This window comes from Streptomyces formicae, from assembly GCF_002556545.1.
GTDB lineage: Bacteria > Actinomycetota > Actinomycetes > Streptomycetales > Streptomycetaceae > Streptomyces > Streptomyces formicae_A.
Genome location: NZ_CP022685.1, coordinates 2,057,587 through 2,074,013, shown reverse-complemented (window position 1 = coordinate 2,074,013; position 16,427 = coordinate 2,057,587). Strand labels below are relative to the sequence as shown.

The window sequence follows — 16,427 nt, the reverse complement described above, 5'->3', positions numbered from 1 at the left end:
TGTCGTAGGTCCGGAAGGTGCCCGGGGTCAGAAGTCCAGGCTGCGCAGGACCAGGCCGGTGGCCGGTTTGGGGCCGAAGGACGTGGACTTGCGGGGCATCGTGACGCCCTGGCGGGCCAGGTCGCGGACGACCTCCTCGCGGACCGGGTGCATCAGGACCGCCGTGCCGCCGTCGCGCTCCGCCTTCTCGACCGTCGCCGCGGTGTCGTGGATGTACGCGATGTGCTCGGGGTCGTCGGGGATCCGCCAGACGTGGTCGAGGAGCGTGGCGTGCAGGACCGTCGCGTCCAGGGTGCGCCATGCCTCGGGGAAGTCGGCGGGGACCGTGCGCGCGAGGAGGTCGGGGGCCGGGTGGTCGATGAGGTGGAAGGCGCCGTCACCCGCGAGGACGAACGCGTTGCCCTTGCCCGCGGCCTCGGCCAGGGCGCCGAGCGCGTGGTCGAGGGGGCCTTCCACCGTGCGTACGCGGAAGGAGTCGCCGAGGGCGGCGAGCGCGTCGGCGACCGGGAGGCGGTGCAGGTAGCGGTGGATGGCGCGGACCCGCAGCGGATAGCGGGCCGTGTCGACCAGGAGGACGAGGCCGTGGTCCCAGGCGCTGGGCGAAGGGTGCTCGGCGCGCAGCCGCAGATTGGTCGCCCAGCGGTGGTGGCCGTCCGCGATCAGGGCCTGGTGGCGGGCGAGATCTGACGCGATCTCGGCGATCTCGGCCGGGTCCCGCACGGACCACAGGCGGTGGCTGAAGCCGTCTTCCGTGGTCGTGGAGAGGAGCGGGTCGCGCAGGGCGGTGCGCTCGATGACGCCCAGGGCGCCCGTCGCCGAGCCGTCGCTGCGGTAGGTGAGGAGCAGCGGCTCCAGGTTGGCGGAGGTGGCGCGCATCAGGCCCGCGCGGTCCTCGACGACGTGCGGCATGACGTCCTCGTGCGGCAGGACGACGCCCTCCGCGGCCTCCGAGAGGCGCAGCGTGCCGATGATGCCGCGTTGCAGGATGTCGCCGTCGTGCTGTTCGTAGACGTACAGGCTGGGCTCGGTGTCGGGGGCGAGGATGCCCTCCGCGAGCCAGTTGCCGAGGGTGTCCGCGGCCTGCTGGTTGCGGGCGGCCGGGGTGGTGGCCTGCGGGAGGATCAGGCGGACGATGTTGTGCGGGTCGGCGGATTCCAGGTGGAGGAGGCCGTCCGGTCGTACGACCACGTCGTACGGGGGTGAGGTCACCGCGGCGAGACTGCCGACCCGTTCGGGAACGTAGCGCACCCCCCGGAATGGGCGCAGTTCGAGGCCGTTTGCGTCCGCGTGACCCACTGTGTTCATTAGGGCATCGTATGTGTGTCAGTGGCATAAGCGATGATCGGGGGAGTGGGATCGAGCGAGGAGCGATGTGTAATGAGCCAGACCGCAGACGGCGGCGCGGACCGGAGCGTCAGGACGCGGCCCGAGGGCAGCGCGCGGGCGCTGAGCGAGGGCTATGACACGGCGCTGCTCGATCTGGACGGGGTGGTCTACGCGGGCGGGCACGCCATCGCGCACGCCGTCGATTCGCTGGGCACCGCGCGCGAGGGCGGCATGCACCTGGCGTACGTCACGAACAACGCGCTGCGCACTCCGGACGCGGTGGCGGAGCATCTGACGGAGCTGGGGATCCCGACCGGGGCCTCGGACGTCATCACGTCCGCGCAGGCGGCCGCCCGGCTCGTGAGTGAGCAAGTGCCTGCCGGGGCCCGGGTGTTGGTGATCGGCGGGGAAGGGCTGCGGGTGGCGCTCCGGGAGCGGGGGCTGGAGCCCGTGGAGTCGGCGGACGACGATCCGGTGGCGGTCGTGCAGGGGTACGGCGGGCCCGACATGGCGTGGGGACGGTTCGCCGAGGCCAGTTACGCGATCACGCGCGGCCTTCCGTGGTTCGCGTCCAACACGGACCTGACGATTCCGAGCGCGCGGGGCATCGCGCCGGGCAATGGCGCGGCCGTCGAGGTCGTACGCATCGCGACGGGCGCGGAGCCGCAGGTCGCGGGGAAGCCGCTGCCCCCGATGCACCGGGAGACGATCCTGCGGACGGGCGCGGAGCGGCCGTTGGTCGTGGGCGACCGCCTGGACACGGACATCGAGGGGGCGTTCAACGGAGAGGTGGACTCGCTCCTCGTCCTGACCGGGGTCACGGACGGGGCGCAGCTCCTTGCCGCGCCGCCCGAGCACCGGCCGACGTATGTCGACGCCGATCTGCGCGGCATGCTCACCGGGCAGCCCGAAGTCGCCGCCGTGGAGGGCGGGTTCAGCTGTGGTGGGTGGACCGCTTCGGTGCGGGGCGACGAGCTCGGGCTCGACGGCGAGGGCGAGGTCATCGACGGGCTGCGGGCGCTGTGCGCGGCGGCCTGGACCGAGGCAGGGGAGGGCACGTGCGCGCTCGACGCGGGCAAGGCGCTGTCCCGGCTCGGGGTGTGAGCGGCGCGAGGTGACGTGACGTGACGTCAGGGCAGGCGGGGGGCCCGCCCTGACGCCGACGCCTTGTCTCAGGCGGCTTCGCCCCGTGCGATCAGTTCGTCCGTGGTCGTGTCCTTGCGCCAGTAGCCGGAGAACGACACCTTCTTGCGGTCGATGCCCCGGTCGCGCACGAGGTGGCGGCGGACGGCCTTGACGGTCGCGGACTCGCCCGCGACCCAGGCGTAGGGCGTGCCTTCGGGGAGGTCGGCGCCGCGTAGCGCGTCCGTGGTGGCGCCCTCCTCGGTGAGCCAGTGGATCTCGGCGTCGGCCTCGGTGGGCAGTTCCTGACGGTCTGCCAGGTCGTGCACCTCGATCCAGACGCGGGTCGGCAGTCCCGGCGGGAGCGTCTCCAGGATGCTCGCGACGGCCGGGAGCGCGGACTCGTCGGCGGTCAGCAGGAGCCAGTCGGTGTCCTGCGGCGGCCGGAAGTCGTACGCCCCGTTCTCCTCGTCGACCGGGGCGAGGACGCCGATGCGGGCGCCGGGCCGCGCGGTCCGTGCCCAGCTGGTGGCCGGGCCGTCGGCGGGCGAGGGGGTCGCGCCGTGCACGGCGAAGTCGACGATCAACTCCTCGGGTTCGCGGCGCAGTTCGCGGGTCGTGTAGGTGCGCATGATGCCGCGTACGTCCGGGTCGAGCGCGCACCACGCGGCGTACCAGTCCATCGCGTCACCGGAGTCGGTGTCCGGCATGACCGGGGTGTCCTGGCCGGGGTGCGGCAGGAAGATCTTGATGCGCTGGTCGCGGCCGCCCGATGCCATGCGGGACAGGCCGGTGCCGCCGAAGGCGACGCGGATCATGGCGGGGGTGAGGTGTTCGGCGCGCAGGACCTGCGCGTCGAAGAACTGGTACGGGGATTCGGTCATCGCTTGAGCCTCTTCGACTTCTCGACTGCGGTGGCGAGCCCCTCCAGGACGGGGGCGTATCCGGCGTAGCTGTAGCGCTCCTCCATCGACCAGGCCACGGTCTGTCCTGCCTTGACGGCGGGGAGCCGGGCCCAGGTGGGCTTCTTCGCGAGCTCCTCGGGGGGCAGCGCGGTCGTGCGGTTGTCGATCATGATCAGGTCGGCGTGGTACTTGTCGGCGTTCTCCCAGCTGAGGAACTCCCAGAAGCCCCACTCGTCGCTCTTCTCGCCCTCGACGAACTCGATGCCGAGGTCCTTGAAGTAGTTCAGGTCGCAGTAGGAGTCGGGGACGGCGACGTACATCTGGTCGGCGTCGCCCGTCATGGCGAGGACCTTGAGGCCGCGACCTGCCGCCGCGGCCTTGCGCAGGGTGCGTTCGGCCTTCTGGAAGCGGGCCTTGGCGGCACGCACCTTGTCGGTCTCCAGGTCGGCGCCGAGGGAGGTGGCCAGTTCGGTGTAGCGCTTGAGCGGCTGCTCCAGGGAGACGCGGGCGCCGTTGATGCCGACGCTCGGGGCGAGCGAGGCGATCTTCTCGCGGCTCTCCTCGGGGACGAACCAGAGGGCGGGCGCGGGGAACATGTTGCTGATCAGCAGGTCGGGTTCGAGGGCCGCGTACTTCTCGATGTTGAACTGGCCCCACGCGGTGCCGAGGCTGGTCAGCTCGGTGAGGTCGAGGTCGCCCGCCTGCGGGTTGGGCTTGCCGTCGATGTGCTCGGAGGGACCGAAGACGCCCGTGCACTCGATGCCGTAGTCGTGCAGGGCGGCGGCAGTGCTGACGAAGGCGACGATGTTCTTCGGGAGTCGCTCGGCGGTGGCGGTCTTGCCGCGGTCGTCCTTGAAGCGCCAGGCCCTGGTGTCGCCGCCGGACCGTTTCTCCTTGCCGCCGCCGCACGCGGTGAGCAGCGCGCCGACGCCGAGCGCGCCGCCCGCGGTGATTACGCCGCGGCGGTTCAGGGCAGTCGAGGGGGAGCGACGGGATGCGGGCATGGGTGGCGCTTCTCTCATCGAAGTGCAGTGCGAGGGTAGGCTAACCTAACCTGGTGTTGGTCGACAGTCCCCCAGAACCCCGCGCGGAATCCGCTCCCGCGCCCCCCAAGCGCCGCGCGATACGCAGCATCGGACTGCTGGCGTCGGTGCTCGTGCTGCTGCTCCTCTTCCTGACGAGCATCGCGATCGGCGCGAAATCGATGTCCCTGGACCAGGTCTGGCACGGACTGTTCGAGGACTCGGGGACGTACGGGGACGTGGTGGTCGGCGAGCGGCTCGCCCGCACCCTGCTCGGCCTGCTCGCCGGTGTCGCGCTCGGCCTCTCCGGCGCCGTCCTCCAGGCACTCACCCGCAACCCGCTGGCCGACCCCGGGCTGCTCGGCATCAACCTGGGCGCGTCCGCCGCGGTCGTCACCGCGATCAGCTTCTTCGGCGTGACCTCGCTCAGCGGCTACGTGTGGTTCGCCTTCGCGGGCGCCGCGATCGTCGGCGTGTTCCTCTACATCCTCGGCGGCGCGCGCGGCGCGACGCCCGTGCGGCTCGCGCTCGCGGGCACCGCCATCAGCGCCGCGCTCTACGGCTATCTCCAGGCCGTGATGATCACGGACGGCGCCGCGCTCAACAAGATGCGCTTCTGGACGGTCGGCTCCCTGGCCTCCGCCAACATGGACACCATCAAGCAGGTGCTGCCCTTCCTCGTGATCGGCACCGTGCTCGCCCTCTCCCTGGCCCGGCCGCTGAACGCCATGGCCATGGGCGACGACACCGCCCGCGCGCTCGGCGCCCATCTGACGCGTACGCGCGCGCTGTCCATGGCGGCCGCGACCCTGCTGTGCGGCGCGGCGACGGCGGCCTGCGGGCCCATCGTCTTCGTCGGTCTGATGGTGCCGCACATCGTGCGCTCCTTCACCGGACCCGACATGCGCTGGATCCTGCCGTACGCCGCCGTCCTCTCGCCGGTCCTGCTGCTCGGCGCGGACGTCGTGGGCCGCGTGGTGGCGCGGCCCGCCGAGCTCCAGGTGGGCATCGTGACCGCGGTCATCGGCGCGCCCGTCTTCATCCTTCTCGTACGTCGGCGGAAGTTGGCCCAGCTGTGAAGGCGATACGCACCCGGGGCGGCCTCTCCGTCCGGCTCGACGTCCGCACCGCGGTGGTCGTCGCCCTGCTCCTTGTGGCCGCGCTCGCCGCGAGCGTCGTCCTCATCGGCACCGGCGACTTCCCCATCCCCGCCGCCGACGTCGTCCGCACCCTGCTCGGCAACGGCAACGCGGGGCAGGAGTTCATCATCAACGACCTGCGCCTTCCGCGGGTCCTTGTCGGACTGCTCGTCGGCGCGGCCCTCGGTCTCGGCGGCGCGCTCTTCCAGTCCATCGCGCGCAACCCGCTGGGCAGCCCGGACGTGCTCGGCCTCGGACAGGGGTCGACCGCGGGCGCGCTCACGATGATCGTCCTGTTCCAGGGCGACGCGGTCGAGGTCGCGGGCGGCGCGCTCGTCGGCGGTCTGGTGACCGGCCTCGCCATCTATCTGCTCGCCTGGAAGCGGGGCGTGCACGGCTACCGGCTCGTCCTCGTCGGCATCGGCGTCTCCGCCTTCATGACGGCCGTCAACGGCTATCTGCTCACCAAGGCCGACTTCGTGGACGCCGCCCGTGCCGTGGTCTGGATGACGGGATCCCTCAACGGGCGCGACTGGGACCAGGTCTGGCCGCTGCTCGCGCTCTGTGCCGTCCTCGTACCGCTCGTGCTCGTGTACGGGCGGCCGCTGCGGATGCTGGAGATGGGCGACGACGTCGCGGGCGCGCTCGGCGTGCGCGTCGAACGCACCCGCCTGGTGCTGCTGGTCGCCTCCGTGCTGCTGACCGCGGCCGCCACCGCCGCCGCGGGCCCGGTCGCCTTCGTCGCGCTCACCGCACCGCAACTGGCCCGGCGCCTGACCCGCTCGCCGGGCCCGAACCTGATGCCCGCGATGTTCATGGGCGCCACGCTCCTGATCGTCGCGGACTGGGCCTCGCAGCGGGCCTTCGGCGCGGACCAGCTGCCCGTCGGCGTCGTCACCGGCGTGCTCGGCGGCGTCTATCTGCTGTGGCTGCTCGTCACGCAGCGCAAGGCGGGACGCATATGAGGCCCCGCCGCGAACCCGTACCACCCCAGGACCGCGTACTACCCAAGGACCAGGAGCGTGCTGCTGTGAACCGGCTCATCGCCGACGACGTCACCCTCGGCTATGACCAGCGCGTCATCGCGGAGAAGCTGTCCGTCGAGATCCCCGACAACTCCTTCACCGTGATCGTGGGCCCCAACGCCTGCGGCAAGTCGACGCTGCTGCGCGCCCTGTCCCGGATGCTGAAGCCGTCCGAGGGCCGCGTGCTGCTCGACGGCAACGTCATCCAGTCGATGCCCGCCAAGAAGGTCGCCAAGACGCTCGGCCTGCTGCCCCAGTCGTCCATCGCGCCCGACGGGATCACGGTCGGCGACCTGGTGGCGCGCGGCCGCTATCCGCACCAGGGCCTTCTGCGGCAGTGGTCGGACGACGACGAGCGGATCGTCGACGCGTCGATGGAGTCGACCGGCGTGCGCGAACTCGCCGATCGCTATGTCGACGAACTCTCCGGCGGCCAGCGCCAGCGCGTCTGGATCGCGATGGCCCTGGCGCAGCAGACCCCGCTGCTCCTCCTCGACGAGCCCACGACGTTCCTCGACATCCAGCACCAGATCGACGTCCTCGACCTGTGCGCCGAGCTCCACGAGGAGCAGGGCCGCACGCTCGTCGCCGTGCTGCACGACCTGAACCACGCCGCCCGCTACGCCACGCACCTCATCGCGCTGCGCGACGGCGCGGTCGTCGCCGAGGGCGCGCCCGCCGACATCGTCACGGCGGACCTCGTGGAGCAGACGTTCGGGATCAGCTGCCAGATCATCGACGACCCGGAGACGGGGACGCCGCTGGTGATCCCGGCGGCGCGCGCGGGGCGCAGGGCACCGGCTAAAGCAGGGATCTGAGCTTCAGCAGATCCCGGAAGCCCGCCTCCAGCTTCACCCGGCCCGAGGCCCACGCCTTCGCGAAGTTCAGCTCGCCGGAGACCATCGCGACGAGGTCGTCGCCGGTCATCGCGAGGCGGATCTCGGCCTTCTCGCGGGGCGGGCCCGGATGGTGGTCGAGCACCGTGATCCGGCCGTTCTCCAGACGCCCGGTGAAGGTGACGTCGAGATCGGTGATGCGGCAGCTCAGTGAGCGGTTCAGGGCCACGGCGCCGCGCACGTCGCCGTCTGCGGACGCGAGATTGTCCGAGAGTCTGTCGAGTGCGGTGCGGCACTCCGCCATGGTCGCCATCGTGATCGACGGTACCGCAGCGCTTCGGGGTAGCGTCGTGCCATGAGCGACTCTTACGCGGGCCCCGAAGAGGGGGAGGCGGTGGACCCGGAGCCTCAGGTTCCGGACGAGCCGTCGTACGACCCCGCAGCCCCGGCGCCCCTCGGCGTCGAGCGCACCCCCACGGGCAACGCCGACGTGGACTCCGGCCTGGCCCGTCTCGGCGACGCGGACCACCTCGCCACGGAAGGACACACCGAGGTGTACGAGGATGTACACCGGGGCCTGCGCGACGCGCTGACCGCGCTCGACACCCGTCCCGGCCCACCGGCACCCCCAGGGGCGCCCACACCTTCGTACAACAGGAGCTGAACCGAACGTGGCAGGAGTGGCACGACGCCGCCTCGACGCCGAGCTCGTCCGCAGGAAGCTCGCGCGCTCGCGCGAGCACGCGAGCCAGCTGATCGCCGCAGGCCGGGTCGCGGTCGGCAAGACCGTCGCGACCAAGGCCGCGACCCAGGTCGAGACGGCCGCCGCGATCGTGGTCTCGCAGGACGACAGCGACCCCGACTACGTCTCGCGCGGCGGGCACAAGCTCGCGGGCGCGCTCGCCGCCTTCGGGCCGCGGGGGCTGGTCGTCGAGGGGCGGCGCGCGCTCGACGCGGGCGCCTCCACCGGCGGCTTCACCGACGTGCTCCTCCGGGCGGGCGCCGCGCACGTCGTCGCCGTCGACGTCGGCTACGGCCAGCTCGCGTGGTCCCTCCAGAGTGACGACCGGGTCACCGTGAAGGACCGTACGAACGTACGGGAGTTGACGCTCGAAGCCATCGACGGCGTCCCCGTCGACCTGGTCGTCGGCGACCTCTCGTTCATCCCGCTCGGCCTGGTGCTGCCCGCCCTCGTGCGGTGCGCGGCGCCGGACGCGGACCTCGCGCTCATGGTCAAGCCGCAGTTCGAGGTCGGCAAGGAGCGGCTCGGCAGCGGCGGCGTGGTGCGCAGCCCCGAACTGCGGGCCGAGGCCGTGCGCGAGGTGGCGCGGCAGGCGTGGGGGCTCGGCCTCGGGGTGCGCGGGGTGACCGCGAGCCCGCTGCCAGGGCCTTCGGGGAACGTCGAGTACTTTCTGTGGCTGCGCGCCGGGGCTCCCGAACTGGACCCGGCGGACGTTGACCGTGCCGTGGCGGAGGGGCCCCGTTGACCCAGACCCGAGTGACCCAGACCCGAGCTCGTACCGTCTTCCTGCTCGCGCACACGGGACGGCCCGCGGCCATCCGCAGCGCCGAACTCGTCGTCCAGGGGCTGCTGCGCAGCGGCCTCGGCGTACGGGTCCTGGAGGCGGAGGCCGAGGACCTGCCGCTGCCCGACGAGGTCGAGACGGTCAAGGAGGCCACCGCCGACTGCATCGACGACTGTGAGCTGATCGTCGTGCTCGGCGGCGACGGGACGCTGCTGCGCGGCGCCGAGTTCGCCCGGGCCTCCGGGGTGCCGATGCTCGGCGTCAACCTCGGCCGGGTCGGCTTCCTCGCCGAGGCCGAGCGCGACGACCTCGACAAGGTCGTCGACCGCGTGGTCACCAAGGCGTACGAGGTCGAGGAGCGCATGACGATCGACGTCGTCGTGCGCCGCAACGGCGACGTCGTGCACCGCGACTGGGCGCTCAACGAGGCCGCGGTCCAGAAGGTCTCGCCCGAGCGGATGCTGGAGGTCGTCCTGGAGATCGACGGGCGGCCCGTCACCGGCTTCGGCTGCGACGGCATCGTCTGCGCGACGCCGACGGGATCGACGGCGTACGCCTTCTCGGCGGGCGGTCCCGTCGTCTGGCCCGAGGTCGAGGCGCTGCTCATGGTGCCGATCAGCGCGCACGCGCTGTTCGCCAAGCCCCTGGTGACCTCGCCCGACTCGGTGCTCGCCGTCGAGGTCCAGCAGCACACGCCGCACGGCGTGCTCTGGTGCGACGGGCGGCGGACCGTCGAACTGCCCGCGGGGGCGCGGGTCGAGGTGCGCAGGGGCGAGGTGCCGGTGCGGCTCGCGCGGCTGCACCACGCGTCGTTCACGGATCGACTCGTCGCCAAGTTCGCGCTGCCGGTCTCCGGGTGGCGGGGGGCGCCGCACTGACCCTCGGGGTCAGGTGGCGCCGACCACCGAGATCGCCCGCTTGCGCATCACGGCGCGGACCGGCAACCCGGTGGCGAGCAGGGTCAGCAGCAGCGTGCCCGTCGCGACGCCGGTCGGCACGGGCCACGGCAGGTACGGCAGGGAGGAGCCGAACGCCGTGCTGAGGATCGGCGCGAGCGTGCCCAGTGCGATCGCGCAGCCGAGCAGCAGCGCCGTGCCCGCGACGACCACGGCCTCCCAGGCCGCCATCGCGCGCACCTGCGCGCGCTGACTGCCCACCACCCGCAGCAGGGCGACGTCACGGCGGCGTTCGAAGGAGATCATCGCGAGGGTGTTCGCCGCGGCGATGGCGGCGAAGCCCGCGTACAGACCCGTGCCCACGTAGTCGAGCCAGACCTCGCCGGGGCTGCCCGCCGAGCCGGTGTGGTGCTGCGCCGTCGTATGCATGCCGATCTTGGTGAGCCCGAACCCCACGACGAGGACGAGCGGGACGACCGCGGCGGAGAAGCGGCGGGGCTGCGAACGGACGTTGAGCATCGCCAGGCGCGCGCTCGGGCCGAACCGGCCGACGGCCGAGGAGACCAGCCAGGCCGCGGGGCCGATGAGTCGCGGGCCGAGCAGACCGGCGCCGACGCAGAAGAGGATCAGCACGAGGAACGCGCCCTCGCCCGCCTCGGCCGCCGGCTGCTTCGACAGGAGTACGGCGACCACGCAGGCCCCCGCGATCGCGATCACCCCGAGCGGTGCGCGCAGGAGCCCGAGGCCGCGCCGCCCGGTCGCCGCCTCGCCCAGGGCGCGGGCCGGACGCAACAGGGAGAAGCGCAGCGCGGAGAGGAAGGCGGCGAGCGTCGTGGTCACCACGGCCACACCGATGCACACGGGCAGCGCGAGCCAGCTGAAGCGGAAGGTGGCCTCGGCGGGCAGCAGCCCGTGCGAGACCATCCCCGCGTGCCACCAGCGGGCGCCGAAGCCGCCGAGGACGAAGCCGGCGAGGGCCGCGGGGACCGACGCGGCGAGCGCCTGCACGGCCACCGCGCGGCGGACCTGGCGGGGCTTGGCGCCGATCGAGCGGACCATGGCCAGCTCGCGGTGCTGCTGTGCCACGGCCGTGCCCATCGTCGACGCGACCACGAAAATCGACATGTAGATGGATCCGATCAACAGGACGACGGCCATGTCGCCCACGCTGTTCTCCGCGATCTGCGCGCGGGCCGCCGCGGAGAGTCCCTCGGTGCTCCCCGCGCTCGTCGAGGTGAGCATCATTGTCGAAGCGCTCACCACGGTCGCCGCGAAGAGCGCGGCCACCGCCGTGCCCACGAAAGCCGGGCGGTGCGCGCGCAGGGCAGCCTGTGCCAGTCCTGTTGCCATGTCGATCATGGTCCTGCGGGGGCGGTGCGGGTGGCCATGCGGTGGGCTGGTGGATCTTGCTGGGGTTATCCCCACCCCTCCTCCCGTACCCCTTCCCGGCCGTCCCCTCGGAGAGTGACGTCGAACGTGCGGGTCGGTCGCCAACCTGCGCCTTCGCGGGCCAACGAAGGGGTGACGTCGCGGCGCACAGGGGAAACCTCGTATGGTCGGGTCCGTGTTGGAGGAGATGCGGATACGGTCGCTCGGAGTCATCGACGACGCGGTCGTCGAGCTGTCACCCGGTTTCACCGCCGTGACGGGTGAGACGGGTGCGGGCAAGACGATGGTGGTCACGAGCCTGGGGCTGTTGCTCGGCGGGCGCGCGGATCCCGCCCTGGTGCGGATCGGCGCCAAGTCGGCGGTGGTGGAAGGGCGCATCGCCGTGCCCGCGGGCGCCTCCGCGGTCGTCCGCGCGGAGGAGGCGGGGGCCGAACTCGACGACGGGGCGCTGCTCATCAGCCGTACCGTTTCGGCCGAAGGGCGCTCGCGCGCCCATCTCGGCGGGCGGTCCGTGCCGGTCGGCCTGCTCTCCGAACTCGCCGACGACCTCGTCGCCGTGCACGGTCAGACCGACCAGCAGGGGCTGCTCAAGCCCGCCCGGCAGCGCGGCGCGCTCGACCGGTACGCGGGCGACGCCGTCGCCGTGCCGCTCGCCAAGTACACGGCCGCGTACCGGCGGCTGCGGGCCGTCACCGTCGAGGTCGACGAGATCACCACACGCGCGCGTGAGCGAGCCCAGGAAGCGGATCTGCTGCGCTTCGGCCTCGACGAGATCGGTGGCGTCGAGCCGCGCGCGGGCGAGGACGTCGAGCTGGCCGGTGAGGCCGAGCGGCTCGGCCACGCGGAGGCCCTCGCCTCCGCCGCCGCGTCCGCGCACGCCGCGCTCGCGGGCAACCCCGAGGACCCGGAGGGCGTCGACGCCTCCACGCTGGTGGCGGGGGCCTCGCGGGCCCTGGAGGCCGTGCGCTCCCACGACCCCGCCCTGTCCGCCCTCGCCGACCGGCTCGGTGAGATCGGGATCCTGCTCGGCGACGTGGCGGGCGAGCTCGCCGGGTACGCCGACGACCTCGACGCCGATCCCTTGCGCCTCGCGGCCGTCGAGGAGCGGCGGGCCGCGTTGACCCAGCTCACCCGGAAGTACGGCGAGGACATCGACGCCGTGCTCGCCTGGGCGGAGGCGGGGGCCGAGCGGCTCGGCGAACTGGAGGGTGACGACGACCGGTTGGGCGAGCTGACGGCCGAGCGGGACGCGCTGCGGGCCGAACTCGCCGGGCTCGCCTCGGCGCTGACCGACGCGCGCCAGGAGGCGGCGTCGCGGTTCGCCGCGGCGGTCACCGAGGAGCTGGCCTCGTTGGCCATGCCGCACGCGCGCGTGACGATCGCCATCAGCAGCACGGAGGTTCCCGAGGGCGGGGACGGCGTGGTCGTCGGGGACCGCACGGTCGCGTACGGGCCCGCGGGGGTCGACGAGGTCGAGCTGCTGCTCGCCCCGCATCCTGGCGCGCCGCCCCGGCCCATCGCCAAGGGGGCGTCGGGCGGTGAGCTGTCGCGCGTGATGCTCGCGGTCGAGGTGGTCTTCGCGGGTACGGATCCGGTTCCCACGTATCTGTTCGACGAGGTCGACGCGGGGGTCGGCGGCAAGGCGGCGGTCGAGATCGGCCGACGGCTCGCGCGCCTTGCCAAGTCCGCGCAGGTCGTGGTCGTCACGCACCTGCCGCAGGTGGCGGCGTTCGCGGATCGGCAGCTGCTGGTGGAGAAGACGAACGACGGCATGGTGACGCGGTCCGGGGTGCAGGTGCTCGAGGGCGAGGACCGGGTGCGGGAGCTGTCGCGGATGCTGGCGGGGCAGGAGGACTCGGAGACGGCTCGGGCGCATGCGGAGGAGTTGTTGGCTGCGGCTCGGGGGGACGGGTAGCTGGCGGGGGCGCCTTGGGCGGGTGTCGCCTCGGGTTCGTCGTGGGGCGGGGCCGCGGGGGTATGTGCGTACTCGCCGTCCCAGAGCATTGCCAACGGACTTGCTTCCCTGCCTCGTTCACTGATGTGCTCCGTGCGCACATACCCCCACGTCCCCTCGGGCCGTCTTGGCGGCTGCGGCCCGTTTTTAGGGGCGCGGGGAACTGCGCGAAACCCCCGTGTGCCGTCGCACCGGACGGGGGGAAGATGCCACCACCTCCCCCACCCACCCGGCAGGGAACTGCGCGAACCCCCGTGTGCCGCCGCGCCGGACGTGGGGAAGATGTCACCACCTCCCCCACCCACCCGGCGGCGCAAACTCACCCGTGTGGGTGATCCCGCCCGGAGAGTTGCCAGGACAAACGCGGAAGTGACCTTTCAGCGGTGCCGGAACGCCCGTGCGGACTGGCATCCTTGGCGCAGCATCTGCCCGACCCGCCCGAGCACCGACCCGACGCAGACTCAGGAGCCCCGGCCACGTGAGCCACGTGAGCAGCCACTCGCCGCACGGACAGACGCCGCTGCACACCGTTCAAGTCCTCGGCGGCGGCAGCGCGGGCAGCAGCGCGCATGTCAGATCGCTGGCGGCGGGACTTGCCGCCCGGGGCGTGCGGGTCACCGTGTGCGCTCCGGACGAGGCGGATCGGGCGTACGACTTCGCGGCTACGGGCGCCCGCCACGTCCCGGTGCCGCGCAGCGGGGACCCCGCCTCCGTCGCCGCCCTGCGCGCGGCCTGCGCCGAGGCCGACCTCGTGCACGCACACGGACTGCACGCCGCCCTCAGGGCCTCCGTGGCGCTGACGGGGCGACGCGTCCCGCTCGTCGTCACCTGGCACACCCGCTCGTACGCGGAAGGCGCCCGCGCCCGTGTGCTGCGCCTCCTGGAGCGGCGCGTGGCCAAGGCGGCCGCCGTGGTCCTCGGGGCCTCGTCCGACCTCGTCGACCGGGCCCGCAGCAGGGGCGCGCGCGACGCCAGGCTCGCCGCCATCGCGCTGCCCGCGCCGCGCCGCCCCGACGACGCGGCCGAGGAACCGGACAGCCTCCTGCACAAGGCCCGTGCCGAACTCGGCGCCGTCGACCGGCCGTTGATCCTCGCCGTCGGCGCGCTCGAACGGCACTGCGGCTACGACCACCTCCTGGATGCCACGCGCGTGTGGCGGCATCTGGATCCGCTGCCGCTCCTCGTCGTCGCGGGGGAGGGGCCCGAACGGGGCGCCCTGCAACGGCGCATCGAGGCCGAGGGGCTGCCCGCCCGGCTCGTGGGGCGGCGCGACGACGTGCCCGAGCTGCTCGCGGCCGCCGACCTCGCGGTGGTGCCCAGCAGTTGGGAGTCCCGCTCCGTGCTCGCCCAGGAGGCCCTGCACGCGCGCGTGCCCCTCGTGGCGACGGCCGTCGGCGGTCTCCCCGAACTGGTCGGCGACGCCGCCGAACTCGTCCCGTACGGCGACGCGGAGGCCCTCGGCACCGCCGTGGCGCGCCTGCTGGCCGACCCGGTGCGCAGGGACGAGCTGAAGGCCAGGGGCGAGGCGCAGGCCGCCACCTGGCCGTCGGAGGACGAGACCGTCACCCAAGTCCTCAGCGTGTACGACGAGTTGACGCAGCCCGTGCCGTACAGCTGACGCGCCTCACGTCACGTGGCGGCGCGCCCGCAGGGCCAGGCTCAGGGCCAGCACCGTCTGCGGGTCGTCGAGGTCCGTGCCCAGGAGCTCGCTTATCCGGGCCAGGCGGTTGTACAGCGTCTGGCGGTTGAGGTGGAGTTCGCGCGCGGTCTCCGCCTTGCGGCCCGCGTGCGCCAGGTAGGTCTGGAGCGTGGGCAGCAGCGGCGGCTTGGAGCGCTCGTCGTGGGCCCGCAGCGGGCCGATCGCGCGGTCCACGAACGCCGCGAGGTCGGGGTGGTCGCGCAGCCGCCACAGGAGCAGGTCGATGTCCAGGCGCCGCGCGTCGTACCAAGGCCGGTCGGACAGGCCCTGCGCCGCGGCCGCCGTCTCCGCCGCGTGCCGCAGGCCCGCGGAGGCCGCGGCCCAGCCGCCCGCGACCCCGACCACGACGACCGGCGGCTGCGCCCCCGGCCGCCGCATCCCGGCCCGCTCCACACCGGCCCGCAGCGCGGCCGCGACGCGGTCGGCCACCGCGGTGCGCTCCGACTCCGAGCGCAGACCGAGCAGGAGCGGCACGCGGCCCTCCACGGGGCGTACGCCGAGGAGCACCGGCACTCCCACCGACGCCAGCTCCTCGGCGACCGCGCGGGCGAGCACCGCCCAGCCGCTGCCGGTCGGCAGCCCGTCGGCGAGCCGCATCACGACCGGCAGGAGCGGGCTCTCGCCGGGCTTGAAGCCGAGTACGCGGGCCTGCGCGGGCGCGTCGTCGGCGGCGATCCGGCCCTCCGCGAGGTCGGTGAGGAAGTCGCCCCGGCCGCGCGCCGCGAGCTCCTCCTCCTGGCGGGCCTGCATGAGCACCACCGCGAGGCTGCTCGCGGCCCGCTCGGCCGCGATGCGGTGCACCGGAAGCGGCGCGGCCTCCACGGCGAGCAGCACGAGCCTGGCCCGCACCGAACCGGCGCCGGGACCGCCGCCCGGTACGTCGACGAGGACCGCGCCCGCGGGCGGCCCGTCCTTGCGGTGCCCCCGCAGCCCCTCCCACACCTGGAGCGGGTCGGCGCACTCGGTGCCCGCGCCCGCGGCGTACAGGAGCTGGCCGTCCGCCGTCTCCAGGAAGACCGGGTTGCCGCTGAACTCCGCGAGGATGCCGAGCACTTGGGGCACCCCGCCGCCGCCGAGCAGCGCCTCGGTGCAGCGCCTGTGCACCTCCTCGGCCCGCTGGAGCAGCGCGTAGTGGCCGTTGACGATCTCGGTGTGCACCTCTTCGGTGACCGTCACGAACGGCACCTCGCGGTGCAGCTGCACCAGGGGCAGTCCTGCCGCCCGCGCCGTGTCCACGATCGCGGCGGGCAGCCGGGTGAAGCGCGGCCCCAGCTCGACCACGAGCGCCGCGATGCCGCGCTCGGCGAGGTTGCGCACGAAGGCCCGCTGTTCGGCGGGGCGCGCGCCGAGCCCGAGGCCGGTGGTGAGCAGCAGCTCGCCGCCCTTGAGCAGCGAGGCGATGTTGGGCACCTCGCCCGCGTGTACCCATCGCACCGTGCGCTGCAACCGCTCCGCGCCCGCGACGACCTCGGGGAGACCGCCGCGCAGGCCCGGCAGTTCCAGCGCGCGCTGCACGGTGATGCCGCCCTGAGTGCCCTGACTGTCCATGGCGCGGACGCTACCGGGGCGCACGTCCCCGGGACATCTC

The 16,427-nt window shown here is 73.3% G+C and carries 15 protein-coding genes; 9 read left to right on the top strand and 6 right to left on the bottom strand.

What is annotated here, in order from left to right; all coding sequences use genetic code 11:
- Positions 1-27: 27 nt before the first annotated feature.
- Complete coding sequence (locus KY5_RS08530; protein ID WP_098241654.1) at positions 28-1,305, bottom strand: DUF1015 domain-containing protein; 1,278 nt, start codon at positions 1,303-1,305, stop codon at positions 28-30.
- Between the two features lie 72 nt (positions 1,306-1,377).
- On the opposite strand from KY5_RS08530, the gene KY5_RS08525 reads away from it, so the two are divergent.
- Entirely contained in the window at positions 1,378-2,430 is a 1,053-nt protein-coding gene (locus tag KY5_RS08525; protein WP_098241653.1) for an HAD hydrolase-like protein, read from the top strand.
- 68 nt (positions 2,431-2,498) lie between these two features.
- Here the strand turns inward: KY5_RS08525 and KY5_RS08520 are convergent, their stop codons facing one another.
- Positions 2,499-3,332: a siderophore-interacting protein gene (locus KY5_RS08520; RefSeq protein WP_098241652.1), complete on the bottom strand. Its 834-nt coding sequence runs from the start codon at positions 3,330-3,332 to the stop codon at positions 2,499-2,501.
- On the bottom strand, positions 3,329-4,357 hold the full coding sequence (locus tag KY5_RS08515; RefSeq protein WP_098241651.1) for an ABC transporter substrate-binding protein: 1,029 nt from the start codon (positions 4,355-4,357) through the stop codon (positions 3,329-3,331). Before KY5_RS08515 ends, KY5_RS08520 begins: the two co-directional genes overlap by 4 nt.
- 53 nt (positions 4,358-4,410) lie before the next feature.
- Here KY5_RS08515 and KY5_RS08510 point away from each other — a divergent pair, with 53 nt between their 5' ends.
- The 3 genes from KY5_RS08510 to KY5_RS08500 are packed head-to-tail and all read left to right on the top strand — an operon-like array spanning position 4,411 to position 7,357.
- The gene (locus tag KY5_RS08510) at positions 4,411-5,454 is read left to right on the top strand and encodes a FecCD family ABC transporter permease (RefSeq protein WP_098241650.1); all 1,044 of its coding nucleotides are present in this window, start codon (positions 4,411-4,413) and stop codon (positions 5,452-5,454) included.
- Positions 5,451-6,479, top strand: coding sequence for a FecCD family ABC transporter permease (locus KY5_RS08505; protein WP_098241649.1), 1,029 nt, complete (start codon positions 5,451-5,453; stop codon positions 6,477-6,479). The genes KY5_RS08510 and KY5_RS08505 overlap by 4 nt, the downstream gene beginning before the upstream one ends.
- The gene (locus KY5_RS08500) at positions 6,476-7,357 is read left to right on the top strand and encodes an ABC transporter ATP-binding protein (RefSeq protein ID WP_098241648.1); all 882 of its coding nucleotides are present in this window, start codon (positions 6,476-6,478) and stop codon (positions 7,355-7,357) included. The genes KY5_RS08505 and KY5_RS08500 overlap by 4 nt, the downstream gene beginning before the upstream one ends.
- Here the strand turns inward: KY5_RS08500 and KY5_RS08495 are convergent.
- Positions 7,341-7,688 carry an alkyl sulfatase C-terminal domain-containing protein gene (locus tag KY5_RS08495; protein WP_098241647.1) on the bottom strand — a complete coding sequence of 116 codons (348 nt, stop codon included), beginning with the start codon at positions 7,686-7,688 and terminating at the stop codon, positions 7,341-7,343. The genes KY5_RS08500 and KY5_RS08495 overlap by 17 nt on opposite strands.
- A 42-nt stretch (positions 7,689-7,730) precedes the next feature.
- Between KY5_RS08495 and KY5_RS08490 the strand changes: the two genes are divergently transcribed.
- From KY5_RS08490 to KY5_RS08480, 3 genes are read left to right on the top strand one after another with little or no spacing between them, the layout of a single operon-like run.
- The gene (locus KY5_RS08490; RefSeq protein ID WP_098241646.1) at positions 7,731-8,039 is read left to right on the top strand and encodes a hypothetical protein; all 309 of its coding nucleotides are present in this window, start codon (positions 7,731-7,733) and stop codon (positions 8,037-8,039) included.
- 7 nt (positions 8,040-8,046) lie between these two features.
- Positions 8,047-8,862 (top strand): TlyA family RNA methyltransferase, encoded by an 816-nt coding sequence (locus KY5_RS08485; RefSeq protein WP_098241645.1) that lies wholly within the window; start codon positions 8,047-8,049, stop codon positions 8,860-8,862.
- Between the two features lie 11 nt (positions 8,863-8,873).
- Entirely contained in the window at positions 8,874-9,779 is a 906-nt protein-coding gene (locus KY5_RS08480) for an NAD kinase (RefSeq protein ID WP_098241644.1), read from the top strand.
- 9 nt (positions 9,780-9,788) lie between these two features.
- Here the strand turns inward: KY5_RS08480 and KY5_RS08475 are convergent, their stop codons facing one another.
- A complete protein-coding gene (locus tag KY5_RS08475; protein WP_234362654.1) occupies positions 9,789-11,147 on the bottom strand; it encodes an FtsX-like permease family protein in 1,359 nt (452 codons plus the stop codon).
- A gap of 202 nt (positions 11,148-11,349) precedes the next feature.
- Between KY5_RS08475 and recN the strand changes: the two genes are divergently transcribed.
- On the top strand, positions 11,350-13,101 hold the full coding sequence (gene recN / locus KY5_RS08470) for a DNA repair protein RecN (RefSeq protein ID WP_199842978.1): 1,752 nt from the start codon (positions 11,350-11,352) through the stop codon (positions 13,099-13,101).
- Between the two features lie 517 nt (positions 13,102-13,618).
- Complete coding sequence (locus KY5_RS08465) at positions 13,619-14,758, top strand: glycosyltransferase family 4 protein (RefSeq protein WP_098241642.1); 1,140 nt, start codon at positions 13,619-13,621, stop codon at positions 14,756-14,758.
- 6 nt (positions 14,759-14,764) lie between these two features.
- On the opposite strand, the gene KY5_RS08460 is transcribed toward KY5_RS08465, so the two are convergent.
- On the bottom strand, positions 14,765-16,387 hold the full coding sequence (locus KY5_RS08460) for a PucR family transcriptional regulator (RefSeq protein WP_098241641.1): 1,623 nt from the start codon (positions 16,385-16,387) through the stop codon (positions 14,765-14,767).
- Between the last annotated feature and the right edge of the window lie 40 nt (positions 16,388-16,427).